Origin of the sequence: Streptomyces sp. NPDC006365 (genome assembly GCF_042870755.1) — a bacterium.
In the GTDB taxonomy this organism is placed as follows: Bacteria; Actinomycetota; Actinomycetes; order Streptomycetales; family Streptomycetaceae; genus Streptomyces; species Streptomyces xiangluensis.
Map to the genome: position 1 here is coordinate 439,053 of NZ_JBIAHS010000005.1, position 25,263 is coordinate 464,315.

General features: G+C 69.9%; 24 protein-coding genes and 1 riboswitch. Of the genes, 17 read left to right on the forward strand and 7 right to left on the reverse strand.

Annotated features, from left to right (window positions below; all coding sequences use genetic code 11):
- Nucleotides 1-78 precede the first annotated feature (78 nt).
- The 3 genes from ACFYO0_RS18055 to ACFYO0_RS18065 all read left to right on the forward strand — a co-directional run bounded on the left by ACFYO0_RS18055 (nucleotide 79) and on the right by ACFYO0_RS18065 (nucleotide 3,981).
- Complete coding sequence (locus ACFYO0_RS18055) at nucleotides 79-1,281, forward strand: MFS transporter (RefSeq protein ID WP_388676401.1); 1,203 nt, start codon at nucleotides 79-81, stop codon at nucleotides 1,279-1,281.
- 153 nt (nucleotides 1,282-1,434) lie between these two features.
- Nucleotides 1,435-2,223 (forward strand): carbon-nitrogen hydrolase family protein, encoded by a 789-nt coding sequence (locus ACFYO0_RS18060; RefSeq protein WP_388676404.1) that lies wholly within the window; start codon nucleotides 1,435-1,437, stop codon nucleotides 2,221-2,223.
- A 48-nt stretch (nucleotides 2,224-2,271) separates the two neighbouring features.
- A complete protein-coding gene (locus ACFYO0_RS18065; RefSeq protein WP_388676407.1) occupies nucleotides 2,272-3,981 on the forward strand; it encodes a flavin monoamine oxidase family protein in 1,710 nt (569 codons plus the stop codon).
- Nucleotides 3,982-4,021: 40 nt separating this feature from the next.
- Here ACFYO0_RS18065 and ACFYO0_RS18070 read toward each other — a convergent pair whose 3' ends face one another.
- Entirely contained in the window at nucleotides 4,022-4,954 is a 933-nt protein-coding gene (locus ACFYO0_RS18070; protein ID WP_388676410.1) for an LLM class F420-dependent oxidoreductase, read from the reverse strand.
- 98 nt (nucleotides 4,955-5,052) lie between these two features.
- Entirely contained in the window at nucleotides 5,053-5,739 is a 687-nt protein-coding gene (locus ACFYO0_RS18075) for a DUF5995 family protein (RefSeq protein ID WP_388676413.1), read from the reverse strand.
- A gap of 171 nt (nucleotides 5,740-5,910) precedes the next feature.
- On the opposite strand from ACFYO0_RS18075, the gene ACFYO0_RS18080 reads away from it, so the two are divergent.
- Nucleotides 5,911-7,041: a glycoside hydrolase family 6 protein gene (locus ACFYO0_RS18080; RefSeq protein WP_388676600.1), complete on the forward strand. Its 1,131-nt coding sequence runs from the start codon at nucleotides 5,911-5,913 to the stop codon at nucleotides 7,039-7,041.
- Here the strand turns inward: ACFYO0_RS18080 and ACFYO0_RS18085 are convergent.
- Entirely contained in the window at nucleotides 7,023-8,234 is a 1,212-nt protein-coding gene (locus ACFYO0_RS18085; protein ID WP_388676415.1) for an MFS transporter, read from the reverse strand. The two genes, ACFYO0_RS18080 and ACFYO0_RS18085, sit on opposite strands and share 19 nt — an antisense overlap.
- A gap of 130 nt (nucleotides 8,235-8,364) precedes the next feature.
- Here ACFYO0_RS18085 and ACFYO0_RS18090 point away from each other — a divergent pair, with 130 nt between their 5' ends.
- On the forward strand, nucleotides 8,365-9,546 hold the full coding sequence (locus ACFYO0_RS18090) for an ROK family transcriptional regulator (RefSeq protein ID WP_388676417.1): 1,182 nt from the start codon (nucleotides 8,365-8,367) through the stop codon (nucleotides 9,544-9,546).
- Nucleotides 9,547-9,572: 26 nt separating this feature from the next.
- Here the strand turns inward: ACFYO0_RS18090 and ACFYO0_RS18095 are convergent, their stop codons facing one another.
- Nucleotides 9,573-10,322 carry an SDR family oxidoreductase gene (locus tag ACFYO0_RS18095; protein ID WP_388676603.1) on the reverse strand — a complete coding sequence of 250 codons (750 nt, stop codon included), beginning with the start codon at nucleotides 10,320-10,322 and terminating at the stop codon, nucleotides 9,573-9,575.
- Between the two features lie 300 nt (nucleotides 10,323-10,622).
- A riboswitch (FMN riboswitch) is annotated at nucleotides 10,623-10,753 on the forward strand.
- Between the two features lie 151 nt (nucleotides 10,754-10,904).
- Between ACFYO0_RS18095 and ACFYO0_RS18100 the strand changes: the two genes are divergently transcribed.
- The 9 genes from ACFYO0_RS18100 (at nucleotide 10,905) to ACFYO0_RS18140 (ending at nucleotide 18,313) form a co-directional block, all read left to right on the forward strand.
- On the forward strand, nucleotides 10,905-11,507 hold the full coding sequence (locus ACFYO0_RS18100) for a riboflavin synthase (RefSeq protein ID WP_344388146.1): 603 nt from the start codon (nucleotides 10,905-10,907) through the stop codon (nucleotides 11,505-11,507).
- On the forward strand, nucleotides 11,504-12,148 hold the full coding sequence (locus ACFYO0_RS18105; protein WP_388676420.1) for a nicotinamide riboside transporter PnuC: 645 nt from the start codon (nucleotides 11,504-11,506) through the stop codon (nucleotides 12,146-12,148). Before ACFYO0_RS18100 ends, ACFYO0_RS18105 begins: the two co-directional genes overlap by 4 nt.
- Nucleotides 12,145-13,434 carry a bifunctional 3,4-dihydroxy-2-butanone-4-phosphate synthase/GTP cyclohydrolase II gene (locus ACFYO0_RS18110; RefSeq protein ID WP_388676423.1) on the forward strand — a complete coding sequence of 430 codons (1,290 nt, stop codon included), beginning with the start codon at nucleotides 12,145-12,147 and terminating at the stop codon, nucleotides 13,432-13,434. Before ACFYO0_RS18105 ends, ACFYO0_RS18110 begins: the two co-directional genes overlap by 4 nt.
- Nucleotides 13,435-13,462: 28 nt before the next feature.
- A complete protein-coding gene (ribH, locus tag ACFYO0_RS18115; RefSeq protein WP_386355165.1) occupies nucleotides 13,463-13,948 on the forward strand; it encodes a 6,7-dimethyl-8-ribityllumazine synthase in 486 nt (161 codons plus the stop codon).
- 34 nt (nucleotides 13,949-13,982) lie between these two features.
- Nucleotides 13,983-14,255 (forward strand): phosphoribosyl-ATP diphosphatase, encoded by a 273-nt coding sequence (locus ACFYO0_RS18120; RefSeq protein ID WP_020128904.1) that lies wholly within the window; start codon nucleotides 13,983-13,985, stop codon nucleotides 14,253-14,255.
- Between the two features lie 67 nt (nucleotides 14,256-14,322).
- Nucleotides 14,323-15,171, forward strand: a complete 849-nt coding sequence (hisG, locus tag ACFYO0_RS18125) for an ATP phosphoribosyltransferase (protein WP_388676427.1) — start codon at nucleotides 14,323-14,325, stop codon at nucleotides 15,169-15,171.
- A gap of 20 nt (nucleotides 15,172-15,191) precedes the next feature.
- Nucleotides 15,192-15,683, forward strand: a complete 492-nt coding sequence (locus tag ACFYO0_RS18130; protein WP_388676429.1) for a PH domain-containing protein — start codon at nucleotides 15,192-15,194, stop codon at nucleotides 15,681-15,683.
- Between the two features lie 198 nt (nucleotides 15,684-15,881).
- The gene (locus ACFYO0_RS18135) at nucleotides 15,882-17,210 is read left to right on the forward strand and encodes a hemolysin family protein (RefSeq protein WP_388676432.1); all 1,329 of its coding nucleotides are present in this window, start codon (nucleotides 15,882-15,884) and stop codon (nucleotides 17,208-17,210) included.
- Complete coding sequence (locus ACFYO0_RS18140) at nucleotides 17,207-18,313, forward strand: hemolysin family protein (RefSeq protein WP_388676435.1); 1,107 nt, start codon at nucleotides 17,207-17,209, stop codon at nucleotides 18,311-18,313. Before ACFYO0_RS18135 ends, ACFYO0_RS18140 begins: the two co-directional genes overlap by 4 nt.
- Nucleotides 18,314-18,400: 87 nt before the next feature.
- On the opposite strand, the gene ACFYO0_RS18145 is transcribed toward ACFYO0_RS18140, so the two are convergent.
- Both ACFYO0_RS18145 and ACFYO0_RS18150 read right to left on the reverse strand, forming a co-directional pair.
- Nucleotides 18,401-20,266 carry an AAA family ATPase gene (locus ACFYO0_RS18145; RefSeq protein ID WP_388676438.1) on the reverse strand — a complete coding sequence of 622 codons (1,866 nt, stop codon included), beginning with the start codon at nucleotides 20,264-20,266 and terminating at the stop codon, nucleotides 18,401-18,403.
- Between the two features lie 437 nt (nucleotides 20,267-20,703).
- Nucleotides 20,704-21,336, reverse strand: a complete 633-nt coding sequence (locus tag ACFYO0_RS18150; protein WP_388676441.1) for a uridine kinase — start codon at nucleotides 21,334-21,336, stop codon at nucleotides 20,704-20,706.
- A gap of 162 nt (nucleotides 21,337-21,498) precedes the next feature.
- Here ACFYO0_RS18150 and ACFYO0_RS18155 point away from each other — a divergent pair, with 162 nt between their 5' ends.
- The 3 genes from ACFYO0_RS18155 to ACFYO0_RS18165 all read left to right on the forward strand — a co-directional run bounded on the left by ACFYO0_RS18155 (nucleotide 21,499) and on the right by ACFYO0_RS18165 (nucleotide 23,960).
- On the forward strand, nucleotides 21,499-22,866 hold the full coding sequence (locus ACFYO0_RS18155) for a peptidase C39 family protein (protein WP_388676444.1): 1,368 nt from the start codon (nucleotides 21,499-21,501) through the stop codon (nucleotides 22,864-22,866).
- Nucleotides 22,867-23,007: 141 nt separating this feature from the next.
- A complete protein-coding gene (locus ACFYO0_RS18160) occupies nucleotides 23,008-23,154 on the forward strand; it encodes an SCO1431 family membrane protein (RefSeq protein WP_388676447.1) in 147 nt (48 codons plus the stop codon).
- Nucleotides 23,155-23,267: 113 nt separating this feature from the next.
- Nucleotides 23,268-23,960, forward strand: a complete 693-nt coding sequence (locus ACFYO0_RS18165) for a TetR/AcrR family transcriptional regulator (protein WP_388676449.1) — start codon at nucleotides 23,268-23,270, stop codon at nucleotides 23,958-23,960.
- A 13-nt stretch (nucleotides 23,961-23,973) separates the two neighbouring features.
- Here the strand turns inward: ACFYO0_RS18165 and ACFYO0_RS18170 are convergent, their stop codons facing one another.
- Nucleotides 23,974-25,239 (reverse strand): glycoside hydrolase family 18 protein, encoded by a 1,266-nt coding sequence (locus ACFYO0_RS18170; RefSeq protein WP_388676452.1) that lies wholly within the window; start codon nucleotides 25,237-25,239, stop codon nucleotides 23,974-23,976.
- Nucleotides 25,240-25,263 lie beyond the last annotated feature (24 nt).

Sequence of the window (25,263 nt, forward strand, 5' to 3'; positions counted from 1 at the left end):
ATCCACCAGCCGTGCCTCCCGAGGGCCGCCTCGGGCGCTGTACCTCCGGCGTCCGATTCGTCCCTGCGGGAAGGCCTCATGACAATCTCACCTGCGCGTGTGCCCGAGACCACCGGTGCACGGCGGCTCACCGCCACGCTGTACGGCTACGCGTTCCTCGACGACCTCGTCCTGCTCTACCCGGTGTACGCCCTGCTGTTCGCCGACACGGGGATGTCCCTGTGGCAGATCTCCTCTCTCTTCGCCCTGTGGTCGCTCACCGGCGTACTGCTGGAGGTCCCCTCCGGTGCCTGGGCGGACGCCTTCTCGCGGCGGACTCTTCTGTGGGTCGGCCCGCTGCTCACCGCCGCCGGCTTCGCCCTGTGGGTGCTCGTCCCGTCGTACGCGGCCTTCGCGCTCGGCTTCGTCCTGTGGGGCGCGGGCGGAGCGCTCGGCTCCGGCGCGCTGGAGGCGCTGGTCTATGAGGAGCTGGACCGGCTCGGCGCCGCCGACCGCTACGCCCGCGTCATGGGCCGATCCCGGGCGGCGCGACTGCTGGCCACGATGGCGTCGATGGGGCTGGCCGGACCGGTGCTCGCGTTGGGCGGCTACCCGGCCGTCGGTGCGGTCAGCGTCCTGGCCTGCCTGCTGACCGCGGCGTCGGCGACCCGGTTCCCGGAGCACCGGGTGCCGCCGGAGACCGGGGACGACGGTTGGGCGACGACCCTGCGCACCGGGCTCGCCGAAGCACACCGGGACCGTTCCGTGCGCGGCGCCCTGTTGCTCGTGCCGGCCGTCGCCGCAGTGTGGGGCGCGCTCGACGAGTACTCGCCGCTCCTGATCCGCGACACCGGCGTGGCCGACCAGACGGTGCCCTACCTGCTCTTGCTGGTCTGGGCAGTGGTCGCGGCAGGCAGCCTGCTCGCCGGAGCGGCCGAACGCCTCGGGACGACCGGGCTCGCGGCGGTGATCGCGGGCGCCGCGCTCGCCCTCGCCGTCGGTGCGCTGACGCGTACACCTGCCGGTATCGCCCTCGTCGCCGTCGCCTTCGGCGGTTTCCACCTGGCCGAGGTGCTCGCCGAGGTCCGGCTCCAGCACCGCATCGACGACGTCCGCCGGGCCACCCTCACCTCCGTCGCGAGCCTGGGCACCGAGCTGGCGACGGTCGCCGTGTTCGGCGTGTACGCGGTCATCGGCGCGCAGGCCGCGCACAGCACGGTGTTCGCGATGCTCGCCGTGCCGTACCTGCTGACAGCGCTGGTCCTGCTGGCCAGAGCCTCGACCGCCAAGGTCCGACCGTGAAACCACCTGTGCGCAACGAATCGCCGCGCCGCCCCCGAAGTACGCAACGATCCGCCCTCAAACGCGCAACGACACCACCTTGTCCGCCCGAAGCCGCCGCCCGTACCGTCGATCTGGCCCCCGAACCCCCTCCGCCCCCGGTGAGGAACACCCATGCGCACCGCCCTGCTCCAGAGCTCCGGACGCCCCGGCTCCGTCGCCGCGAACCTCAAGGTTCTCGACGAGGCCGCGGGGCGTGCCGCCGCCGCGGGCGCCGGGCTGCTGGTGGCACCGGAGATGTTCCTGACCGGGTACGCGATCGGAGCCGACGTGCGCCGCCTTGCCGAGCCCGCCGACGGGGACTGGGCCGACGCGGTCGTGGAGATCGCCGGGCGGCACGGACTCGCGGTCGCGTACGGATATCCGGAGAGAGACGGCGAGACCGTCTACAACTCCGCCCAGCTGATCGCCACCGACGGCAGCCGACTTGCGAACTACCGCAAAACCCATCTCTTCGGCTGCTTCGAGCACGACCACTTCACACCGGGCGACGAGCCGGTCGTCCAGGCTGAATTCGGCGGCCTCCGCATCGGGCTGATGATCTGCTACGACGTGGAGTTCCCGGAGAACGTCCGCGCCCACGCCCTGGCCGGCACCGACCTGCTCGTGGTCCCCACGGCCCAGATGCACCCGTTCCAGTTCGTCGCCGAGTGCGTCGTACCGGTGCGTGCTTTCGAGAACCAGATGTACGTCGCGTACGTCAACCGGGTCGGCGCGGAAGGCGAGTTCGAGTTCGTCGGGCTCTCCACGCTGGCCGGGCCCGACGGGGTCGCGCGCGCCCGCGCCGGTCGCGACGAGGAACTCGTCCTCGCCGACATCGACCCCGCCTTCCTCGCTGCGTCCCGGGAGGCGAACCCGTACCTGAAGGACCGCCGCCCCGGCCTCTACAGGTCCCTCGTCTGACCTCCTCCAGCCTCACCCCGCAGCTTTCGCGCAAGGAGTCCGCACCCCATGACGTCCACCGTGCCCAACGCCATCGAGCACGCAGACAAGCAGCAGCCGCCGATCACCATGTTCGGCCCGGACTTCCCGTACGCGTACGACGACTTCCTCACGCACCCCGCGGGGCTCGGCCAGATCCCCGCGACCGCACACGGCACCGAGATCGCGGTCATCGGCGGCGGCCTGTCCGGCATCGTGGCGGCGTACGAGCTGATGAAGATGGGCCTGAAGCCCGTCGTGTACGAGGCCGACGAGATCGGCGGCCGGCTGCGGACGGTGGGCTTCGACGGGTGCGATCCCTCCCTCACCGCCGAGCTGGGCGCGATGCGCTTCCCGCCGTCCTCCACGGCGCTCCAGCACTACATCGACCTGGTGGGCCTCGAGACCCGGCCGTTCCCCAACCCCCTTGCCGAAGTGACGCCTTCGACGGTCGTCGACCTCAAGGGCGAGTCCCACTACGCCCGGACCATCGACGACCTGCCCGAGGTCTACCGCCAGGTCGCGGCGGCCTGGAACGCCTGCCTCGAAGAGGGCGCCGACTTCTCCGACATGAACCAGGCCATGCGGGAGCGCGACGTCCCGCGCATCCGCGAGATCTGGGCCAGGCTGGTCGAGAAGCTCGACGACCAGACGTTCTACGGTTTCCTCTGCGACTCGGAGGCCTTCAGATCCTTTCGACACCGCGAGATCTTCGGCCAGGTCGGCTTCGGCACGGGCGGCTGGGACACCGACTTCCCCAACTCGATCCTCGAGATCCTGCGCGTCGTCTACACCGAGGCCGACGACCACCACCGGGGCATCGTCGGCGGCAGCCGCCAACTCCCGCTCCGGCTCTGGGAACACGAGCCGCAGAAGATCGTGCACTGGCCGCAGGGGACCTCGCTCGCGAAGTTGCACGACGGGATCCCGAAGCCCGCCGTGACGCGCCTGAACCGCACCGCCGGCAACCGGATCACCGTGACGGACCCGCACGGCGAGATCCGTACGTACCAGGCGGCGATCTTCACCGCGCAGTCGTGGATGCTGCTCTCCAAGGTCGACTGCGACGACTCGCTCTTCCCGATCGACCACTGGACGGCCATCGAGCGGACTCATTACATGGAGTCGAGCAAGCTCTTCGTGCCCGTCGACCGGCCCTTCTGGCTCGACAAGGCCGTCGACGACAGCGGAAACGCAACCGGGCGTGACGCGATGTCGATGACCCTCACCGACCGTATGACGCGCGGTACTTACCTCCTCGACAACGGCCCGGACCGCCCCGCCGTCATCTGCTTGTCCTACACCTGGTGCGACGACAGCCTGAAGTGGCTGCCGCTGTCCGCGAACGAGCGGATGGAGGTGATGCTGAAGTCGCTCGGCGAGATCTATCCGAAGGTCGACATCCGGAAGCACATCATCGGCAGCCCGGTGACCGTGTCCTGGGAGAACGAGCCTCATTTCATGGGCGCGTTCAAGGCCAACCTGCCCGGCCACTACCGCTACCAGCGGCGTCTGTTCACGCACTTCATGCAGGACCGGCTCCCCGCGGACAAGCGAGGCATCTTCCTCGCGGGCGACGACATCTCCTGGACGGCGGGCTGGGCCGAGGGCGCCGTCCAGACCGCGCTGAACGCGGTCTGGGGCGTCATGCACCACTTCGGCGGGGCGACCGACCCGGCCAACCCCGGGCCCGGCGACGTCTACGACGAGATAGCGCCGGTGGAACTGCCCGAGGACTGAGGCCAGGCGGGCCGGCCGCCTCACGAGAAACGCGGGAACGTCAGATCCCGGCCGCCCGAGCCGCCGTGTACACCTCGGCGGCCACGTCCTTGAGCTCCTGGGCGTCCCGCGTCGAGGCCTGGAGGTCGAGGAAGAACTCGTCGAGGCCGAGCTCGGTGTGGGCCTTGAGGTCCGTCACGATCTGCTCGACGTTGCCCTGGAACGGGGCGCGGTCGGCGCCGTCATACGCTTTCGCCGTGTACTGCACGCCGTTGACCCGCACTGCGGTCTCGATCGGCTTCGTCCGGCCGCGCTCGGCCGCCATGTCCTGCACCTGCCGCCACTGTGTGGCGAGTTGCTCGGCCCCCATGGCGATCGGCATCCAGCCGTCGGCGCGGTCGATGAGCCGGGTCAGCGCCTTCTTGGAGTTGGCGGGCAGCAGGACCGGAATCGGCCGGGCGGGCTTGGGCCCGACCACGGCAGACGCGATCTTGGTGAGGCTGCCCTCATACGACACGGGGTCCGGGCCCCACACGGCCTGGCACACATCGAGGACCTCGTCCAGGACCTTGCCGCGCTCCTCGAACGGCGCGACGCCCGTCGCCGCGTACTCGTCCAGCGACCAGCCCGTGCCGAAGCCCGCCACCACCCGGCCGCCACTGGCCGCGTCCAGCGTGCCGAGCGTCTTGGCCAGTTGGAACGGGCCGTGCAGCGGGGCGACCAGGACACCCGTGCCGAGCCGGACCCGCTCGGTGGCCGTGACCGCCAGCGTCAGTGTGACCAGCGCGTCGGGGACGCTGCGGTAGTGCTCGGGCCAGGGCAGGCCCGGGACGCCGTACAGGCCCTGCGTCGCGGGCTCCGGGAACAGGGCGCGCTCGTACACCCACAAGCTCTCGTAGCCGATCTGCTCGGCGGTGCGCGCCACATCGGGCACGTCCCGTCCCATGTCGTACTGCGGCGCCTGAGGAAGACAGAGACCCAACCTGGTGGCCATGCGTACGCTCCTTCGCGTCGGTTCGCCTAAGGCAGTTCAACGGTCAACCTAACGCCCGCGTACCCCGATTCGGCGATGCCGAGCCGGTGTGGCCGGGATCAATCCGGCAGGGGAGTGAGTAGCATCCGGCTCGCCAGACCGACGGCCGCGTCGAGGCGGCGGGCGAACTCGTCGGCGAGGTCGGGCAGTGCGCGCAGGGCCCACAGGGCGCGAGCCGCCGACCACGCTCCGTCCCGCGCCTGCTCCAGACTCCACGAGCCGATCAGATGGGTGAGCGGATCGGCGATCTGGAGGACGTCCGGGCCCGGCATCAGATCTTCGCGGATGCGCTCCTCCAGCGTACTGAGGATGTCGCCCACGTGGTCGAACTCGTCCTCCAGGTGGACGGGTTCGCAGTCGAGCGTACGACAGGCGTCTACCACGGCGAGCGCAAGATCGTGTCCGATGTGCGCATTGATGCCCGCGAGGGCGAACTGCAAGGGGCGTACGCCGGGATGGCGGCGGAACTGGAACAGCGGACGCCAGCAGGCAGGCGGACGGCGCTCTTCGGCCACCGCCCCGACGGCAGCGAGATAGCGCTCGGCGAACCGTACATCCAGCGTGATTGCCGCCTGAGCGTCGGGGAATCGGCCGGCGTCCACGTGCCGGTCGACCTCCTCCGTGACGGTGAGGTAGACGCGGTTGAAGACCGCGACACCGTCCCGCTCGGGCCAAGTCGCGCTCAGCGTGCGCAGATGAGATACGACCTTGTCCACGGGTGTCGCGAAATGTTCCAACTGGACCATGGATGCAGCGTCCCACCCTTAGGGTGGCTAAAGGTCCGACGGGCCGAACGTTCCCCAGAACGGGGGAACGTGCTCGATCGGGAAGATGGGGAGCACCGAGTGTCAGGCAAACGTGCCCGGCGCCTTGCCGAACGCAAGGCCGAGCGCAGGCGCGCCGCCCGGCGTGGCGCCATGGTGTCGGTGGCCTCCGCAGTCGTGGCGGTCGGCACCGCGACGGGGATGATGTCCGCACTCGACGACCGAGGCGGCAGCGACGAGGCCCGCCCGGAGGTGACCAACTCCCCGTTCCTGGAGCCCGGTCCGGCCGTTCCGACCTCCTCGCCCACGAAGACGTCCGCTGCGCCGTCTCCCTCGCCGTCCAAGTCGTCGGCCAAGCCGAGCCCCAAGCCGTCGAAGGCCCCGAAGCCCGAGGCGAAGCAGCCGAAGTCCGTCGAGGTGTCCACGAATCTGTACCGCTACCCCGATTCCAATGTGCTCGAGTGGGTCGCCGCGAACCGCAACGACCCGCGCCGCGCGGTCATAGAGTCCCGGATAGCGGACCGTCCGCAGGCAGTGTGGTTCGCCGAGTTCGCTCCGGACACCATCACCTCGCGGGTCCGTGCGGTCACGTCCGCCGCCGCGGCCCAAGGGAGAGTCCCGGTCGTGGTGCCGTACGCGATTCCGCAGCGCGACTGCGGCGGGCCCTCCCAGGGCGGGGCAGGCAACCTCGGTGAGTACGACGCGTGGATCGACAAGTTCGCTGCGGGCCTCGGCTCCGGGGAGGTCGTCGTGATCCTGGAACCCGACGCCATCGCCCTGTCCGACTGCCTCTCCGAAGGTGACCGGGGCGCCCGCTTCGCCTCGTTGGCCCGCGCCGGCCGTGTCCTCAAGGCCGCGAACCCGAACGCCCGGGTGTACTACGACGCGGGCCACTCCACCTGGCGCCCCGCCTCGACCATGGCCGGGCTGCTGCGCCAGGCCGGCGCAGCCTCGGCCGCCGGCTCGGACGGCATCTTCAGCAACGTCGCCAACTTCAACGGTACGAGCGGCGAGATCGCGTACGTCCGGCAGACCTTGGACGCACTCGGCGGCCCCGCGAGCCTCGGCGCCGTCATCGACACCAGTCGCAACGGCAACGGGGCCCCGCCCCCCGGCGAGTGGTGCGATCCGGCGGGCCTCAAACTGGGCCAGGCACCGACCCTGAACACCGGCGAGGCCCGGATCGACGGCTACCTGTGGATCAAGCTGCCGGGCGAGTCCGATGGCTGCCTGGCCGCACCGGGGACGTTCGCACCGGACTACGCCTACGACTTGGCGCGCTGAACCGGCTCCTGTGAAGCGAGTGCTCCGCCGGTCTGCCGACCGCCGGCGCGCAGAACGCCCGCGAACGCGGCGAGCCCGAAGGTCAGGGCTGTCACCAGGCCGAAGGACACCACCAGGCTCGACGCGTCCGCGATCGTGCCGATGGCGGAGGGGGCGATCAGGCCCGAGGTGTACGTGATGGTGGCGACGCCCGCGATGGCCTGGGCGGGGTTGGGGCCACTGCGCCCGGCCGCCGCGAAGCAGAGCGGTACGACGACGGCGATGCCGAGGCCGAGCAGCGCGAAGCCGCTCATCGCGACCACCGCGTTCGGGGCCACCACGACGAGCAGCCCGCCGAGGGTCGCGAGGACGCCGCCGACGCGTACGGTGCGGACCGGGCCGAAGCGGTCGATCACCCTGTCGCCCACAAGGCGCGCGATCGCCATGGTGAGCGTGAAGCCGGTCGTGGACGCCGCCGCCACCCCGGCCGAACTGTCGAGTACGTCCCGCAGATAGACCGCCGACCAGTCCAGGCTCGCCCCCTCCGCGAACACCGCGCAGAACCCGACCGCGCCGATGAGCAGCGCGGACCTGGGTGGAAGCGCGAACCGTGGCGGCGCCTCCTCGTCCTCGGTGGGCCGCAGATCCAGTACGCCCTGACAGGCGGCCACACCGATCAGCGTGAGCGCCACGGCCGCCAGCGCGTGATGGAGGCGGGCGTCCGAGCCCAGGTGGGCGGCGAGTGTGCCGGCCGCCGAACCGATCAGGGCGCCCGCGCTCCACATGCCGTGCAGCCCCGACATGATCGACTTGTCGAGACGGGTCTCCACCTCGACGCCCAGCGCGTTCATCGCCACGTCGGACATGCCCGCGGTGGCGCCGAACGCGAAGAGGGCCACGCACAAGGTGAGGAGGTTCGGCGCGAGTGAGGGAAGCACGAGAGCCAGCGTCCACAGCGCGAGCAGTCCGCGCAGGGCCGCACGGGCACCGAAGCGGTGACCGATGCCGCTGGCCAGCGGCATCGCCACGGAGGCGCCGATCGCGGGGAACGCGAGTGCCACGCCCAGCTGGCCCGCGCTCACCGAGGCGTGGTCCTGGATCCACGGAACGCGGGTCGCGAACGAGCCCGTCACGGCGCCGTGTACGGCGAAGACCGTCGCCACTGCATACCGGGCGCGCCTCAACTCGCGTTTGTCGTAGACCACTTCACTCACGTCTCTGGGCCCTCCCTCGCGCCTGTCCGCTCTGCCGATCCGCCGACGTAAACTATCAGGGTCCCTACCTGATAGATAGCGGATATTGGGCCCTGATCGCCTTGCCCCTCCAATCTGGAAGGATCCCGGCATGCCCGCATCTCCGAGTACTGCCCGGGCCATCAACGACCGGCTCGCCCTGCGGCTGCTGCAGCAGGAAGGCCCTTTGACGGCAGGGCAGTTGAAGCAGCTCACCGGACTGTCCCGGCCCACGGTCGCCGACCTGGTGGAACGCCTCACGGCCGCCGGGCTGATCGCGGTCGTGGGGGAGGCGGGGGAGCAGCGCCGTGGCCCGAACGCCCGGCTGTACGGGATCGTCGCCGACCTCGCGCATCTGGCCGCGCTGGACGTACGCACCGAGGGCGTGTCCGTGGTCGTCACGGATCTGCTGGGCTCGGTGCTGGCCGAGGCGTCGGTTCCGATCGGGGACGAGACGGGCACCGGATCCGCCGTCGAGCAGGCGGTCACGCTGGTCGAGCGTACGGCCAAAGAGGCAGGTGCCGACCGGCTGCACACGGTGGGGATCGGCGCGCCCGGCCTGATCGACCCCGCCACCGGCGAACTCCGTGACTCCTCCGGCCTGCCCGAGTGGCACCGGCGTCTCGTCGCCGCCCTTGACGACCGGCTCGCGGCCCGCGTCCTCGTCGAGAACGAGACGAACCTCGCGGCCCTGGCGGAACAGCGCGCCGGAACCGCCCTCGACCGCGACACCTTTGTCCTCCTCTGGCTCGGTCACGGCATCGGCGCCGCCGTGGTCCTCGACGGCAGCCTGCGCCGGGGCGCCTCCGGCGGAACCGGCGAGATCGGCTTCCTCCCGGTCCCGGGAACCACGGGGCTGCCGTCGGCGACGGCCTGCGACGGGGGCTTCCACTCCCTCGCGGGCGCGGCGGCGATCGTCGAACTCGCCGAGCAGTACGGGGTGGTGGCGTCCCTGCCACCTCAGGAGCCGCATGCGGCGGCCCTGGTCCGGGTGGCGGCGAGTGGTGCGCCGGCGATCGGCGCGGCGGGCCACTTCCTCGATGCGCTCGCCGATCGTGTGGCCATTGGTGCCGCGTCCGTGATCGCCGTGCTGGACCCGGGGTGTGTGGTGCTCGCGGGGGAGATCGGGCAGGCCGGCGGCGAGGCTCTGGCAGGTCGCGTCCAGGAACGGCTGACCCGGTTGTCGCCTCTGCCCACCGAGGTGCGGGCCAGTTCGCTGGGGGGCGGAGCGGTGCTTCGGGGGGCGTTGCTGATGGCGCGGGAGGGGGCGCAGGACGAGCTGTTCGCGCCGTAACGCTTCGCTGAAAAACGTACGGGACGCTACCGCCCGCCCCCGAACCGAGCCGCCAGATACTCCTCGAACGTGCGCTTTCCCACGGCCCGTTCCGGAGTCAGATGGCCGCCGGCGCGGAAGGCGCGGTACGCCTTGCCGAACAGCGGGACGTTCACGATCGGCCGTCGGCGGCCCGTCGCCTTCAGGTAGGCGCGTGCCAGGTCCGGGAACGTGCGGACCTCGGGACCGCCCATGTCGTCGACGCGCCCTGCGGGTTCGTCCGTGGCGAGGCCGGCCAGACGGTCGGCGACCTCGGTCACGTCGACGGGCTGGTCGCCGGCCCCGGCCGGAAGGAACAGGACCGGCAGCTTGGAGAGGGTCTGGAGGAGCATCGCGACAAGGTCGTGGAACTGGGTCGCGCGCAGGATCGTCCAGCCGAGCCCCGACGCCTCGATCTGCTTCTCCACAGCCAGCTTGGCTTTGTAGTAGCCGAACGGCACCCGGTCGATGCCGACGATCGAGATGTAGACGAGGTGCCGTACGCCCGCCTCCCGCGCTGCCGTGATCAGATGGCGCGCCGCCTGCTCGTCGCCCCCGCGCGTCGTGGTCGCGCAGTGCACGATCGTGTCCACGCCCGCCACCGCCGCGTCAAGACCGCTGCCGCCCTCGCGCAGATCGACGGCGTACGGCTGGGAGTGCCGGCTGAGCACTCGCACCTCGTGGCCGTTGTCGCGCAGTCGCTGGGCGACGAGCCGGCCGAGCGTACCCGTACCGCCGGTCACCAGGATCGTGGTCATGCTGATCAGCTCCTCACTCATCCAGCGTGACCGTAGCCGGGCAGGAGACCCGGCGGCGGGGCAAGGGCCTCCGTCACCGCCGCCGGGTCGCTCTTGGGGGCGGATCGGTGAACGCAGACCCTAAGAGGACTGAACCAGTGCGTCAATAGGTATGGACCAATCGCAAGGGGCCGTGACTGTACGGAAGTTGGGCCGTCATGAGTGTCCCGTGAAGTCCATCGAGATGCGCTGTGAGCCACCCCACAGGCATCGGGCCCGTAGGCATCGATCAGGCGTGGCACACTGGCCCTGTACCAGAAGCAGCGCACTCCGGGGTCGGTGAAACTCCGAACCGGCGGTTAAAGTCCGCGACCCGGTCGCTTCCAGCGGCCGGTTGACCAGGTGAAATTCCTGGACCGACGGTTAAAGTCCGGATGGGAGGCAGTGCGCGGCGGGCGGGCATTCGTGCGCGCCGCCGTCTGTTTCGACGTGTTCCAGGGACACGTCTCATTCGGCGTCGTTCCCGGTGTCGTCGTCCGTTCATATCTGTCGTCATCGACAGGCCCCGGAGTCCGTGCCCGAAGAGGCAGGAGGACCCGGGAAGTGTTCACCGGAATCGTCGAAGAGCTGGGCGAGGTCACGGCCGTCGAGAATCTTGACGACGCCTCCCGCTTTCGGCTGCGTGGCCCCGTTGTCACCGAAGGCGCGCGCCATGGCGACTCCATCGCCGTCAACGGCGTCTGTCTCACGGTCGTCGACCACGAAGGCGACGAGTTCACCGCCGACGTGATGGCCGAGACCCTGAACCGCTCCAGCCTCGGCGTCCTCACCGTCGGCTCCCGCGTCAACCTCGAACGACCGATGGCCGTCGGCGAACGCCTCGGTGGGCACATCGTGCAGGGCCATGTGGACGGCACGGGCGAGATCATCGAGCGTAAGCCGTCCGACAACTGGGAGATCGTGAAGATCTCGCTCCCCGAGGACCTCAGGCGTTACGTCGTCGAGAAGGGCTCCATCACCGTCGACGGCATCAGCCTGACCGTCGTCGACGCGGGCCCCGACTACTTCACCATCAGCCTCATCCCCACGACCCTCGCCCTGACCACGCTCGGCCTCAAGCAGCCCGGCGACCCGGTCAACCTCGAGGTCGACGTCATCGCCAAGTACGTCGAGCGGCTGCTCGGCAGCCAGGGGGCCGGGCGGTGAACTGGCTGAACTCCGAGGCCTTCACGGTCTTCGGACAGCACATCAAGTGGGCGGACATGATGGGCAACACCATCGGTCTGATCGCCCTCGCCCTCGGCTGGCGGCGCTCCCTGTGGACCTGGCCCGCCCAGTTCCTCTCCGGCGTCATCCTCCTCACGGCCTTCGCGACCGCCCACCTCTCCGGAAGCGCCGGCAAGCAAGTGGTCGTCATGGCCGTCGCCGCCTGGGGCTTCTGGCAGTGGAACCGCGGCAAGCGGGAGGCGCAGGACGGCTCCGTCACCGTGCGGTTCGCCACCTGGCGCGAGCGCGCCTACCTGGTCGGCGCCGCCGCGCTCGGCACCCTGGCGGTCGGCGGACTGTTCACCGCGTACCCGACCCTCTCCTGGGACCCCTGGCCGGACGCGTACATCTTCGTCGGCACGATCGTCGCCATGTACGCCCAGGCGCGCGGCATGGTCGAGTTCTGGTTCGCCTGGCTGCTGGTCGACCTCGTGGGCGTGCCGCTCAACTTCGCCAACGGCTTCGCCTTCTCCGGCTTCGTCTACATCATCTACGGCGCACTCGTCCTGTGGGGCATGCGCGACTGGTGGCTGCGCTCGCGGCAGAGCGCGCAGCCCGTCCTGGAAGGAGCCCCCGCATGACTGCGGCACCCATCCTGTACAGCACCGAAGGCTTCGAGGACCTCACCCTCGACCCCATCGAGCAGGCCATCGCCGACATCGCGGCGGGCCGCCCGGTCGTGGTCGTCGACGACGAGGACCGGGAGAACGAGGGCGACCTCGTCATCGCCGCCGAGAAGGCGACCCCCGAGATCATCGCCTTCATGATGAGCGAGTGCCGCGGCCTGATCTGCGCCCCGATGGAGGGCGACGAACTGGACCGGCTGCGGCTCCCCCAGATGGTCGACGACAACACCGAGTCGATGAAGACCGCGTTCACCGTCTCCGTGGACGCCTCCGCCGCACACGGTGTGACCACCGGGATCTCCGCCTCCGACCGGGCCACCACGCTTCAACTCCTGGCAAGCGGTACGGCCGAGCCGACGGACCTGGTCCGCCCCGGCCACATCTTCCCGCTGCGCGCCAAGCCCGGCGGCGTGCTCGTCCGCGACGGCCACACCGAGGCCGCCGTCGACCTCGCCCGGCTCGCGGGGCTGCGCCCGGCCGGCGCCATCGTCGAGATCGCCGGCGAGGACGGCCGGATGCTGCGCCTGCCCGAACTCGTCCCCTTCGCCCGCAAGCACGGCCTGACGATCATCTCCATCGAGGACCTCATCGCCTACCGCCGCACATCCGAGCCCACCGTCCGCCGCGAGGCCCAGACCCAACTGCCCACTGCCTACGGTGAGTTCACGGCATACGGCTACCGCTCCACCGTCGACGGCGTCGAGCACGTCGCCCTCGTCCACGGCGAGATCGGCGACGGCGAGGACGTCCTCGTCCGCGTCCACTCCGAGTGCCTCACCGGCGACATCTTCCACTCGCTGCGCTGCGACTGCGGCCCCCAGCTGGAGGCCTCCCTGGAGCGCATCCACGCCGAGGGCAGGGGAGTGGTGGTCTACCTGCGCGGGCACGAGGGGCGCGGCATCGGGCTGCTGTCCAAGCTGCGCGCCTACGAGCTCCAGGAACGCGGTCGTGACACCCTCGACGCCAACCTGGAGCTGGGCCTGCCCGCCGACGCCCGGGACTACGGCGCGGGCGCGCAGATCCTCGAGGATCTCGGCGTACGCAGCCTGCGGCTGATGACCAACAACCCCGACAAGACCGACGCGCTCGTCCGCCACGGCCTCAAGGTCACCGACCGCGAGCCGATGCCCGTGAAGGCGGGCGAGCACAACCTCCGCTACCTGCGCACCAAGCGGGACCGGATGGGACACGACCTGCCCTGGCTGGACACGACCACCGCGTCCCCCTGCGGCAACCAGTAAGAGCACGAAAAGAACGCTGAGGAGACACGTGAGCGGCAAGGGTGCACCTGAACTGTCCGTACGCAACTGCGGCGACCTGCGCGTCGCGGTGATCGCGGCACAGTGGCACGAAAAGGTGATGGAGGGGCTCGTCGACGGCGCACTGCGCGCGCTGCGCGAGTTGGGGATCGACGAGCCGACCGTTCTGCGCGTCCCCGGCAGCTTCGAGCTCCCGGTCGTCGCCAAGGTCCTGGCGGGCCGCGGCTACGACGCGATCGTCGCCCTCGGCGTCGTCATCCGCGGTGGCACCCCCCACTTCGACTACGTGTGCCAAGGCGTCACGCAGGGCCTCACCCAGGTCTCCGTGGACACCGGCGTCCCCATCGGCTTCGGCGTGCTGACCTGCGACACCGAGGAACAGGCCCTCGACCGCGCGGGCATCGCGGGTTCCAGCGAGGACAAGGGACACGAGGCGGTGACGGCCGCCGTCGCGACCGCGGCCACACTGCGCTCGGTATCCGAACCCTGGCGCTGAGGAACGGGCGGCTGCGCGTAAAGTGGGCGCCACCATGTCCAAGAAGACGTTCGAGGAGCTCTTCACCGAGCTCCAGCAGAAGGCCGCCAACGGCGACCCCGCCACCTCCCGCACCGCCGAGCTGGTCGGCAAGGGCGTCCATGCCATCGGCAAGAAGGTCGTCGAAGAGGCCGCCGAGGTCTGGATGGCCGCCGAGTACGAGGGCAAGGAAGCAGCCGCCGAGGAGATCTCGCAGCTGCTCTACCACGTCCAGGTGATGATGGTCGCCCGCGGCATCTCCCTGGACGACGTGTACGCCCACCTCTGAGCCGTCACGCCGTAAAGACGCAACCCCGACTCCCGCACCGTACGCACGAACAAAGGAAGCCGACCTCATGCTGCGCATCGCCGTCCCCAACAAGGGTTCCCTGTCAGGCCCTGCGGCGGAGATGCTGCATGAGGCCGGCTACCAGCAGCGCCGGGAGTCCAAGGAACTCAGGATCGTCGACCCGGAGAACGACGTCGAGTTCTTCTATCTCCGCCCCCGTGACATCGCGATCTACGTCTCCTCCGGACAGCTCGACATCGGCATCACCGGCCGCGACCTGCTCATCGACTCCGGCGCCGACGCCGAGGAGATCCTGCCGCTCGGCTTCGCCCGGTCCACGTTCCGCTACGCCACCAAGCCCGGCACGGCGAACGGCGTCACCGACCTGAACGGCATGACGGTCGCCACCTCGTACGAGGGCATCGTCGCGAAGCACCTCGCCGACCACGGCATCGACGCCTCCGTCGTCCACCTCGACGGCGCCGTCGAGACCGCGATCGAGCTGGGCGTCGCCGAGGTCATCGCGGACGTCGTCGAGACCGGTACCTCGCTGCGCAACGCGGGTCTCGCGGTCATCGGCGAGCCCATCATGAAGTCCGAGGCCGTCGTCATCCGCCGTACGGGGGCGGACGGCGAGGAGCCGAAGGTGCAGCAGTTCCTGCGCCGCCTTCAGGGTGTCCTGGTGGCGCGGACGTACGTGATGATGGACTACGACTGCCGCGTCGAGGAGCTGGAGAAGGCTGTGGCCCTCACGCCGGGTCTGGAGTCGCCGACGGTCTCGCCGCTGCACAACGAGGGCTGGGTCGCCGTCCGGGCGATGGTTCCGGCGAAGGAAGCCCAGCGGATCATGGACGACCTGTACGACATCGGCGCCCGGGCCATCCTGACCACGGCCATCCACGCCTGCCGTCTCTGACCGGGATCCGGAGCACGCTCATGTCGGATCTGCCCGCTCTGCCCGTCACCTTCAGGCCGGGACGCACCCGTGCCGTCCTGCTGACCGCCGGTTCCGCGATCTTCGTGGTCATCACGACGGTGGCGATGCTGCTGGAGAAGCTCGGCCCGGGGGAGCGTCTCAGCTTCGTCTTCACCGGGGCACTGCTCTTCGGGGTGCTCGTCCTGCTCTCGCGGCCGAAAGTCGTCGCCGACGAGTCCGGCGTCACCGTCGTCAACATCGCCAGCCGACGGCACCTTGCCTGGGCGGAGATTCTGCAGGTCAACCTGCGTCCCGGCGACCCGTGGGTGTTCCTGAACCTCAGCGACGGCACCAGCCTGCCCGCGCTCGGCATCCAGCCGGGGATCGCGAAGCAGCAGGCGATCAAGGACGCCCGTACCCTGCGGGCGCTGGCCGAGGCCCGCGCGATCGGCGACGCCGACGGACATGACGAAGGACCGGGCGACGGCCGGTCCGGCGAACATCACGGCTGATCGAAGGAATTCACCCTGCCGCTTTCGCCGGTGTCTTGATTAATCTGGTGCCGGAGGCGTTTTCGTTGCGCCTCCGCCCCTGATGTTCCGCCCCGGAAGTCAGGGGCTCCTGCTACTCGAGGAGTGACTCCCTCCAGCGATGGACGGATCGTCCTGTAGTACCTGCGCCGCCCCCTCCCGGCATATCGAGGCGGCGGCATGACCATCCCCCTGCTGCTCCTCGGGGCGGCGTTCCTCCTGATTCTCGCCAACGGCTTCTTCGTGGCGGCCGAGTTCGGCCTCGTCACGGTGGAGCGCCCCGACGCCGAGAAGGCCGCGGCCGAGGGCGACCGAAGGGCCCACCGGGTCGTCGAGTCGCTCAAGGAGCTGTCCTTCCAGCTCTCCGGCACCCAGCTCGGCATCACCATCACCTCCCTCGTCGTCGGCATGCTCGCCGAGCCGGCGCTCGCCGAGCTGCTGCGGGGCCCGTTCACCTCGATCGGCATCCCTGAGGGCGCCGTACCCGGTGTCTCCGTGATCGTCGGCATGCTGCTGGCCTCGGCCGTGCAGATGGTGATCGGCGAGCTCGTGCCCAAGAACTGGGCGGTGTCCAGGCCGATGCAGGTCGCGCGCTTCGTCGCGGGACCTCAGCACCTGTTCGCCCGCTTGTTCAGGCCGGTGATCGCCGGCCTGAACTCCGTCGCCAACCGGCTCGTCCGTGTCTTCGGCGTCGAGCCGGCCGCGGAGCTGGCCTCCGCCCGCACGCCCGGCGAACTCGTCTCCCTGGCCCGGCACTCCGCCCGGGCCGGCACCCTGGAACAGGACACCGCCGACCTTTTCGTCCGTACCCTCTCGCTGGCGGACCTCACCGCGCAGCACGTCATGACACCGCGCGTGAAGGTCAGCACCCTGCAGTCCTCCGCGACCGCAGAGGACGTCGTCAACCTCACCCGGGCCACCGGCCTGTCCCGCTTCCCCGTCTACCGGGAGCGCATCGACGAAATCGTCGGCATGGTGCACCTCAAGGACGCCCTCGCGGTGCCCGCGCACGAACGGCTGCGCACGCCCGTCGGCCGGATCGCGCAGGTTCCGCTGCTCGTCCCGGAGACGCTGCCGGTCAAGCCCCTGCTGGAGCGGCTGCGCAGCGAGCAGCCCATCGCGGTCGTCGTCGACGAATACGGCGGCACGGCCGGTGTCGTCACCCTGGAGGACATCGTCGAGGAACTCGTCGGCGAGGTCCGCGACGAGCACGACGGACACGACTTGCCCGAACTCGCCGTGGCCCCGTCCGAGGACGGCCGCCCCGCCTGGGACGCCGACGGCAGCTGCCGCGTCGATGTCCTCCAGCGCATCGGCCTCCAGGTGCCCGAGGGCCCGTACGAGACCGTCGCCGGCCTCGTCGCCGATCTGCTCGGCCGGATTCCGGCACCCGGTGACAAGGCCGAGCTCCCCGGCTGGCGCCTGTCGGTGCGGCAGGTCGGGCACTACCGGGCCGAGCGGGTACGTCTGGTCAAGGCCGCGGACGCCATGGTGGAGGCCGTCCGATGAGTCTGCTCCAACTCCTGTTCGCCGCCCTGCTCGTACTCGCCAACGGATTCTTCGTCGGTGCCGAGTTCGCGCTCGTGTCCGTACGCCGCAGCCAGATCGAACCGCTCGGCACCGCACGCGCCCGGCAGGTCATGTACGGCCTGGAGAACCTTCCGCAGATGATGGCCGCCGCCCAGTTCGGCATCACCGTCTGCTCGTTGACGCTGGGCGCCGTCGCCGAGCCCACCGTGGCCCGCCTCCTGGAGCCCGTCTTCCACGCGGTGCACCTGCCCGAGGGCATGATCCACCCCCTCGGGTACGTCATCGCCCTCGCCGCGGTGGTGTTCCTCCACCTCGTCGTCGGCGAGATGCTGCCCAAGAACCTGGCGATGGCCGCGCCGGAGAAGACCGCGCTGTGGCTCAGCCCCGGCCTGGTAACCTTCGCCCGGCTGTGCAAGCCGGTCACCGTGGGCCTCGGCGTCTGCTCCCGCGTGATCCTCAAGCTCTTCCGTGTCGAGCCGAAGGACGAGGTCGAGGCGGTCTTCACCAGCGAGCAGCTCAACCGCCTGGTGGAGGACGCAGGCCAGGCCGGGTTCCTCGACCCCGAGCAGCAGGAGCGACTGGAGGATGCCCTGGAGCTGGGCTCCCGCCCGGTCACGGATGTACTCCTGGACCGTGAGTCACTGGTGACGGTTGGCCCCTCGGTCACCCCGGGCCAGGTCGTCGCGCTCACCGCCCGCACCGGCTACTCCCGTTTCCCGGTGTGCGCGGAGAGCGGCGCCTTCATGGGCTATCTGCACGTGAAGGACGTACTCGACCTGGAGGAGTCCGAGCGGGCCGTACCGCAGCAGATCTGGCGCCCCATGACGACCCTGCGTTCCGAGCTCCCGCTGGACGACGCCCTGACCGTGATGCGCCGCGCCGCGACGCACCTCGCCCAGGTCGCCGACGCCTCGGGCCGCGTACTCGGCCTGGTCGCTCTGGAGGACGTACTGGAACTCCTGGTCGGCGAGGTACGCGATCCGGCACACCGTGCCGTTCCCGGGACCCAGCAGGTTCAGCAGGTGACGACGCCGGCGGAGCCCGTCCCGAGCGGTGCCCCGGAGGAGGCCCTGGCCGGCTGAGCGGCAAGGGGTGGGGTGCGAAATGTGACACTGGCACGTGCGAGCGTCACGATTTCGCGCCCCAGGCCTGCCCCCGAGGCCGCCAGGTCACAGCGCCGACGGATCCTGGGGCCCCCGGCCCGACAGGACCTCGCCGTACGCCTGCATCAGGTCCGGCAGGCGCAGCGTGGACAGGTCGTCGCGGGTCAGCTCCCCGGTGTAGCCGGAGAGCCGCAGGTCGCGGTAGGCGCAGCTCTTCTCGTACAGAGTGCGCAGGAAGCGGCCGTTGCCGAGCTCGTCGATCCAGCCCTGGTCGACGACATGCCCGCTGATGGAGCGCAGCTCGTCGAGCGCCTCCTCGTCCCATGCGTCGCCGTTCTCGGCGGCCAGCACCTCGCCGATCGAGGTGAGTTCGAGGGGACGGTACGAGGGGAAGTCGACGCGGGTCGTGAAGCGGGACGAAAGTCCTGGGTTGGCGGCGAGCAGGCGGTCCATGCCCTCGGGGTAGCCGGCGAGGATCACCACGAGATGGTCCCGATTGTCCTCGGCGCGCTTGAGCAGCACCTGAAGCGCCTCGTCGCCGTATGCGTCGCCCTTGCCATAGCCGGAGTTGGAAAGCGAGTAGGCCTCGTCGACGAAGAGGACGCCGCCGATCGCGGAGTCGATCAGTTCGTTGGCCTTCACGGCGGTCTGGCCGAGATACTCGCCCACCAGATCGGCGCGCTGGGCCTCCACGAGGTGATCGCCACCGAGCAGCCCGAGCGCGTAGAAGACCCGGCCCAGAATGCGGGCCACTGTCGTCTTGCCGGTGCCGGAGGGCCCGGAAAAGACGAAGTGCCGCTTCGGCGGCTGCACGGGCAGGCCCTGGCAGGCGCGCAGCCGGGCCATGTTCAACTGCGCGGACAGTGCCTTCACCTGCCGCTTCACCGGCTCCAGGCCGACCATCCGCTCCAGCTCGGCGAGCGCCTCCTCGAGGAGCGCGGGGTCGGTGGGGCCGGTCGGAAGCTGAGGAGGCCGGATCGGCACTATGGCCTTCTCGCGAACCGTGTCGGCATCCGGCGGCAGCCCGCCCGACGGCGGCAGATCGGGCTCCGAGAGCTTGAGATCCCGGCCCTCCGGGCCGAACAGCGCGTCCACGCCGTCCGGTCCGTCGATCATGTCCTGGACGCCGGTGAGTGTGATCGCCGCGAGATCCGTCACGTCGTCGTACCCGTCGCCCTCGGCGATCGCCGCGAGCCGGGCCGAGGTGTCCATGAAGGCGGGGTCGACCCGGTGCACCGCCCGGTACAGGGGCAGAGCCGCCGCGGACCGTCCCGTTCCCTCGTGCGCCCGCGCCAGCCAGTACCGCAGCTCCTTGCGCTGCGGCTGCTCGCTGCGACAGCGCATCAGCGCGGCCGACAGCAGTGGCTCGGCCTGCCCGTACATGTCCAGGCGCACGCGCGCCATGCCGCCGAAGAGCCCGGCCTCGATGCCCAGCATCGGATCGTCGATCAGTGGATCGGTGTGCCGGACCAGCTGCTCCCAGTCCTTGACGAGGTAAGCCCGGCAGGCGTGCAGAAACCGCACCTGCCGGTCGGCGTCCACCGGCGGCAGTCCCGCGAGCGCCCGGTCCAGCTCCGGGACATGGCGTCCGTCGAGCCAGTGCGAGGCGTGCGCGAGCAGCAGATCGCGCGGGCTCTCAAGGACGGGCTGCACCCACCAGCCCAGCCAGTACCAGGAGTTGAGGGTGCGCCGGTGGCGGGCCCGCTGTTCCCCGAAGCGCTCCCGGTGGCGAAACATCCGCAGCAGCGCCGTGGTGGTGTCGATGCGCAGCGCGTGCAGCCCGAGCCAGCCGTCGGCCATTCCCGGATCCATCCGGACCGCCGCGCGGAACTCCTCCTCCGCCTGCGGATAGGCCCCCATCGTGTAGGCGTCCACACCTCGCAGCCAGGCGAGGTCGGCCGGGGCCTCGGGGCCCTGCGTGCCGAAGTCCATCACGTCCCCCACATACCGTGCCCCCGTTGAGTGCCGGGCGGGCAGGTGCCCGTCGGCAGCCTTCGTCGAACCGCTGTGCTGTGGACGGGAGTTGCGCGTTCGGTGCGGAGAGCAGCCGTCCGAAAGTCGCACCGAGAGGCATCGTACCCGCGGGGTGGTACCCGGCCGAAGAGTGCCCGCACGACGGGTTCTTCGAGGTGGGAGCACATGGGGCGCACTCAGCTCGGTGACCGAGGGTGAGCGAAACATTTCGCGGGGCGTCCGGAATCCGGAATGAGGACAGAACGAAGCCCCCGATCACGGGGGAACAACCGGGGGCTTCGCGTCTGTCGGCGACTCCGAAGAGCCGCACATTGGAAACGTAAGACCTGTACGACCCCTCGGTCAAGCCGAGTTGAAGCACTTGGGGCAGTTCTCGGACACGCCTCTTCACAGGTTCAGCACACAGGAGATGGCCCGTCACGGTGCGTGACAACCTGGTCCGGTCCAGCGGTCACAGCAGGCCCCGGAATCACCTCAAATCCCTCTGAAAACCCCCGCACCAAGAGATCGGCGAAGGGCCGAGAAGGGTCATCGGCGAAGTGGCGGCGCTCGGCGACGACCCAGCCTTCCCAGAAGTCCCTCTGCTCCGAACCGTCCCGCTGCCGGCCTCGCGCCCAGGAGTCCTCAGATGCCAACTCCATCCACAGCAGGCACGTCAGAAACGGCCGCAACGCGCGGCGTCCCACGCCCACACCCTCGACGAGCACCACGGGCGCGGGCGGCAGGGCGCGGACCGGCCCGAAGCGGCGCGCCTGCCAGTCGTACGCCCGGTAGTGCGCCTGATCGCCGCGGCTAAGCGGCTCGACGACGTCCCGGAGCAGCCGGCCCGTCCACGCGAACAGCTCCTCGTGTGTGGCGATGTCGTCCAGGTGCAGTACGGGTGCGCCGCCCAGCGCCTCGGCCAGCTGTCCCGCGAACGTCGTCTTTCCGGAGCCCGCGTGCCCGTCGACGCCGACAAGGCGGACGGGGCCGCAGGAGGGCGGCAGCCGACGGAGGCGGGAGGCGAGGACGTCTGTCGAGGTGTGCACATTGCCAGGGTATTTCCCGAACGTTGTGCCATTGGTTGTGACCAATATTGATCGGTGCCACGACCCTTGAAGTGCTGGCAGCAGACAGCACGGCCATCCATAGTGGGCCGCACACCCGCACTTTGGACTCGCCCGTTCCGGAAACCTGGGGGTCACTCGCACATGACCAGAGCCGAACAGCCCTCCCGCAGAAGCCTCTTGGCCGTGGCGGTGGCCGCGGCAGCGGTGGGGGCCGCGAGCCCGGCAGCCGCCGCCGGGTCCTCAGCCCGCACCGCGCCCGCCCCGTCGAAAGCGCCGTCCGGCCCGGTCGACAACCGCGCCTGGACCTCGTACACCGACTGGCGCGACGGCACCGCGAAGGGCACCCGAGCCGTCTCCGGGAAACGTCCGGGCCTGGTGATCGGGACCCCCGAGGGGCGCACCGACTACGCGGACCCGCACACCGGCAAGGCGACCACCTGGGAGTACGCGCGCTGGACCTCGCCCGTCCACCGCCTCGACGTGCCCTCGACCGAGGTCATCGCCTCCTGGAACGCGCACACTCCGGCGGGGACCTGGCTCCAGGTGGAGCTGACGGGCACGTACTCCGACGGCACGCACACCCCCTGGTACGTGATGGGCCGCTGGGCGGCCGGCGACCAGGACATCAGGCGCACCTCGGTGGACGACCAGAGCGACGGCAAGAGCAGCGTCTGGACGGACACCTTCGCCATCGACGACGCGGCCTCCGGTCTGCGCCTCGTCTCGTACCGGCTGCGGCTGACCCTGTACCGCAAGCCCGGCGCGAAGATCACGCCCACCGTGTGGCGGCTGGGCGCGATGGGCTCCGACATCCCGGACCGATTCACCGTCCCGGCCTCGAAGCCCCGCCTCGCCAAGGAGCTGACGGTCCCGCGGTACTCGCAGGAGACCCACATCGGCCAGTACCCGGAGTACGACAACGGCGGCGAGGCCTGGTGCAGCCCCACCTCCTCGCAGATGATCATCGAGTACTGGGGGCGGAAGCCCACGGCCGAGGACCTGGCCTGGGTCAATCCAGACTTCGCGGATCCGCAGGTCTGCCATGCCGCCCGGTTCACCTACGACTACCAGTACGAGGGCTGCGGCAACTGGCCCTTCAACGCCGCGTACGCCGCCACGTACAAGGACCTCCAGGGTGTGGTGACGCGGCTCGGTTCGCTCACCGATCTGGAGACGCTGATCGCGGCAGGCATCCCGGCCATCACGTCCCAGTCGTTCCTCGAGTCCGAGCTGCCCGGAGCGGGTTACGGCACCGCGGGCCATCTGATGACCGTCATCGGATTCACGGCCGACGGTGACGTGATCGCCAACGACCCGAACTCGCCGAGCAACGAGGCCGTGCGGCGGGTCTACCAGCGGCGCGCCTGGGAGAACATCTGGCTCCGTACCAAGAGGTACAACGCCTCCGGGAACGTGACCTCCGGCACCGGCGGGGTCTGTTACCTCTACTTCCCGGCGCATCCCACGGCGCACCAGCGCAAGGCCCTGGCTGCGGTCGGTATCCGCTGACCGAGGGCCAGATGACCTGGGCATTCCGGACGTGAGCAAGGTCTCCCCCGCAAAAGCCGATCCGGGTGGCAAGGTGGACAGCCCCCGGGACCCCGGAATGCGGGGGAGCCCACCGACCGAAGCCAATGCGAGCGAGCTGCCATGACCGCGACCTCTGCCACCTCCGGACGCCTTCAGACCCGTACCGGCGGCCCCGAGGACGACGGCCCGAAGATCCTTGAGCACCTTGCCGGGTGGACCCTCGTGGTAGTGCTCGCGATGCTCGTCACACAGCTCGGAATGATCTGACGGCCGGCCTGCGGGACTACGACAGCTGCCGAATAGAGTCGAACGGGCCGGTGGCAGGGGTCTGACATACTGCCACCGAAAGTTTCGGAGGCAGTTGAAGACCAGGGCTGGAATTGAACCATAGTCAACAGCACGTCGGCCGCCCACAGGCACGCGGCACCGACCGCTCCTTGGCGCGCCGTGCCGAACTCATCGCCATCGGGCGGAAGTTATTCGCCGACACGTCCTACGACACCCTGTCGATGGACGACATCGCCAAGCAGGCACGCGTCGCCAAGGGCTTGATCTATTACTACTTCAAGTCCAAGCGCGGCTACTACCTGGCCATCATCGAGGACTCGGTCGCCGACCTGATCTCCCGCGCGGCCGGCGGCCTCGAACTGCCGCCCGAGGAACGGGTGCACCGCACGATCGACAGTTATCTGTGCTACGCCGAGCAGCACCAGGCCGCGTACCGCGCGATCATCACCGGCGGCGTCGGCTTCGACGCCGAGGTCCTCGCCATCCGCGACGGTGTGCGCGAAGCCATCCTCGAGACCATCGCCGAGGGGGTGTACGGCCGGCGGAAGGTCGCTCCGCTGCCCCGCATGGCGCTGCTCGGCTGGCTGTGCAGCGTCGAGGGTGCCACCCTCGACTGGATCGACCACCAGGCGCTCCCGCGCGACGTGATGCGCGAACTGCTGGTGAAGATGCTCGGCGGTGCCCTGCGGGCGATCGAGGACCTCGACCCCTCGTACCCGGCCCCCCCAGGCCGCCCGCCAGGCATGAGCGAAGAGCGGGGGTCCGCCGACCCCCGCTCCAAGTGACCTACGGAACAAGCTAGTTGATCGCTTTGATCAGCTCGCCGTTCGAGGTGTCACCGCTCAGTTCCCAGAAGAAGGTGCCTCCCAGGCCCTGCTGGTTCTTGTAGGCCATCTTCCCGGCGATGGTCGACGGGGTGTCGTAACTCCACCAGTCGCCGCCGCACTTGGCATACGCCGTGCCGCCGACCGTGCCCGTCGCCGGGCACTTCGACTTGAGCACCTTGTAGTCGTCGATGCCCTGCTCGTACGTCCCCGCCGCCGGACCGGTGGCGGAGCCGCCGGGCGCCGCCTGGGTGACACCGGTCCAGCCGCGCCCGTAGAAGCCGATGCCGAGCAGCAGCTTCGAGGCCGGGATGCCGAGCCCCTTGAGCTTGTTGATGGTCGCGGAGGTGTGGAACTCCGCCTTCGGAATCCCGGAGTACGAGGTCAGTGACGAGTGCGGAGCCGTCGGACCGGTCGCGTCCCAGGCGCCGAAGAAGTCGTACGTCATCGGGTTGTACCAGTCGACGTACTGCGCGGCGCCCGCGTAGTCCGCCGCGTCGATCTTGCCTCCGCTGGTGGCGTCGGCCGGGATCGCCGCCGTGACCAGCGAGGAACCGCCGAACTTGGCGCGCACCGCCGACATGAGCTTCCCGTACGCATCCCTGCCGCTGGTGTCGCAGGTCAGACCGCACGCGTTCGGGTACTCCCAGTCGATGTCGATCCCGTCGAAGACGTCCGCCCACTTGGAGTTCTCGACCAGGTCGTAGCAGGACTGGGCGAAGGCGGCCGGGTTCCTGGCGGCCTCGGTGAAGCCGCCGGACCAGGTCCACCCCCCGAAGGACCAGAGGACCTTGAGGTTCGGGTGCTTCTTCTTGAGCTCTCGCAGCTGGTTGAAGGTGCCGCGCAAGGGCTGGTCCCAGGTGTCGGCGACGCCGTCGACGGATTCGGCGGCGGTGTACGTCCGTTCTGTTGCCGCATAGGAGTCGCCCATGGCGCACTTGCCGCCGGTGACGTTGCCGAAGGCGTAGTTGATGTGGGTGAGCCTGGCCGCCGAGCCGGACGTCTCGATGTTCTTGACGAGGTACTGGCGCTGGTAGGTGCCCCACTCGGTGAAGTAGCCGACGACCTTCGAGCCGGCGGCGGCTCTCGTTGCCGGTTTCCCTGCCGAGTCTGACGCCTTGGCCTCTTGCGATGCCGTTGCGGGGCCCGCGCCGGCGAGCAGTCCGGCACCGAGGACGGCGCAGCACACGGCGGAGACGAAGATCCGGAAGCGGGCGGGGGGACGTTGCGGTCTGAGCATCGGGACTCCTCGTGGGGAGGGGAG

Bases quoted from the DNA above. Each gene is read 5' to 3' on its own strand.
- ACFYO0_RS18060 (WP_388676404.1), top strand. From the start codon at position 1,435: ATGCGCACCGCCCTGCTCCAGAGCTCCGGACGCCCCGGCTCCGTCGCC.
- ACFYO0_RS18080 (WP_388676600.1), top strand. From the start codon at position 5,911: ATGGTGTCGGTGGCCTCCGCAGTCGTGGCGGTCGGCACCGCGACGGGG.
- ACFYO0_RS18145 (WP_388676438.1), bottom strand. From the start codon at position 20,266: ATGGACTTCGGCACGCAGGGCCCCGAGGCCCCGGCCGACCTCGCCTGG.
- hisG (WP_388676427.1), top strand. From the start codon at position 14,323: ATGCTGCGCATCGCCGTCCCCAACAAGGGTTCCCTGTCAGGCCCTGCG.
- ACFYO0_RS18120 (WP_020128904.1), top strand. From the start codon at position 13,983: ATGTCCAAGAAGACGTTCGAGGAGCTCTTCACCGAGCTCCAGCAGAAG.
- ACFYO0_RS18070 (WP_388676410.1), bottom strand. From the start codon at position 4,954: ATGGCCACCAGGTTGGGTCTCTGTCTTCCTCAGGCGCCGCAGTACGAC.
- ACFYO0_RS18135 (WP_388676432.1), top strand. From the start codon at position 15,882: ATGACCATCCCCCTGCTGCTCCTCGGGGCGGCGTTCCTCCTGATTCTC.
- ACFYO0_RS18155 (WP_388676444.1), top strand. From the start codon at position 21,499: ATGACCAGAGCCGAACAGCCCTCCCGCAGAAGCCTCTTGGCCGTGGCG.
- ACFYO0_RS18090 (WP_388676417.1), top strand. From the start codon at position 8,365: ATGCCCGCATCTCCGAGTACTGCCCGGGCCATCAACGACCGGCTCGCC.
- ACFYO0_RS18055 (WP_388676401.1), top strand. From the start codon at position 79: ATGACAATCTCACCTGCGCGTGTGCCCGAGACCACCGGTGCACGGCGG.
- ACFYO0_RS18130 (WP_388676429.1), top strand. From the start codon at position 15,192: ATGTCGGATCTGCCCGCTCTGCCCGTCACCTTCAGGCCGGGACGCACC.
- ACFYO0_RS18075 (WP_388676413.1), bottom strand. From the start codon at position 5,739: ATGGTCCAGTTGGAACATTTCGCGACACCCGTGGACAAGGTCGTATCT.
- ACFYO0_RS18095 (WP_388676603.1), bottom strand. From the start codon at position 10,322: ATGACCACGATCCTGGTGACCGGCGGTACGGGTACGCTCGGCCGGCTC.
- ACFYO0_RS18140 (WP_388676435.1), top strand. From the start codon at position 17,207: ATGAGTCTGCTCCAACTCCTGTTCGCCGCCCTGCTCGTACTCGCCAAC.
- ACFYO0_RS18065 (WP_388676407.1), top strand. From the start codon at position 2,272: ATGACGTCCACCGTGCCCAACGCCATCGAGCACGCAGACAAGCAGCAG.
- ACFYO0_RS18110 (WP_388676423.1), top strand. From the start codon at position 12,145: ATGACTGCGGCACCCATCCTGTACAGCACCGAAGGCTTCGAGGACCTC.
- ACFYO0_RS18170 (WP_388676452.1), bottom strand. From the start codon at position 25,239: ATGCTCAGACCGCAACGTCCCCCCGCCCGCTTCCGGATCTTCGTCTCC.
- ACFYO0_RS18160 (WP_388676447.1), top strand. From the start codon at position 23,008: ATGACCGCGACCTCTGCCACCTCCGGACGCCTTCAGACCCGTACCGGC.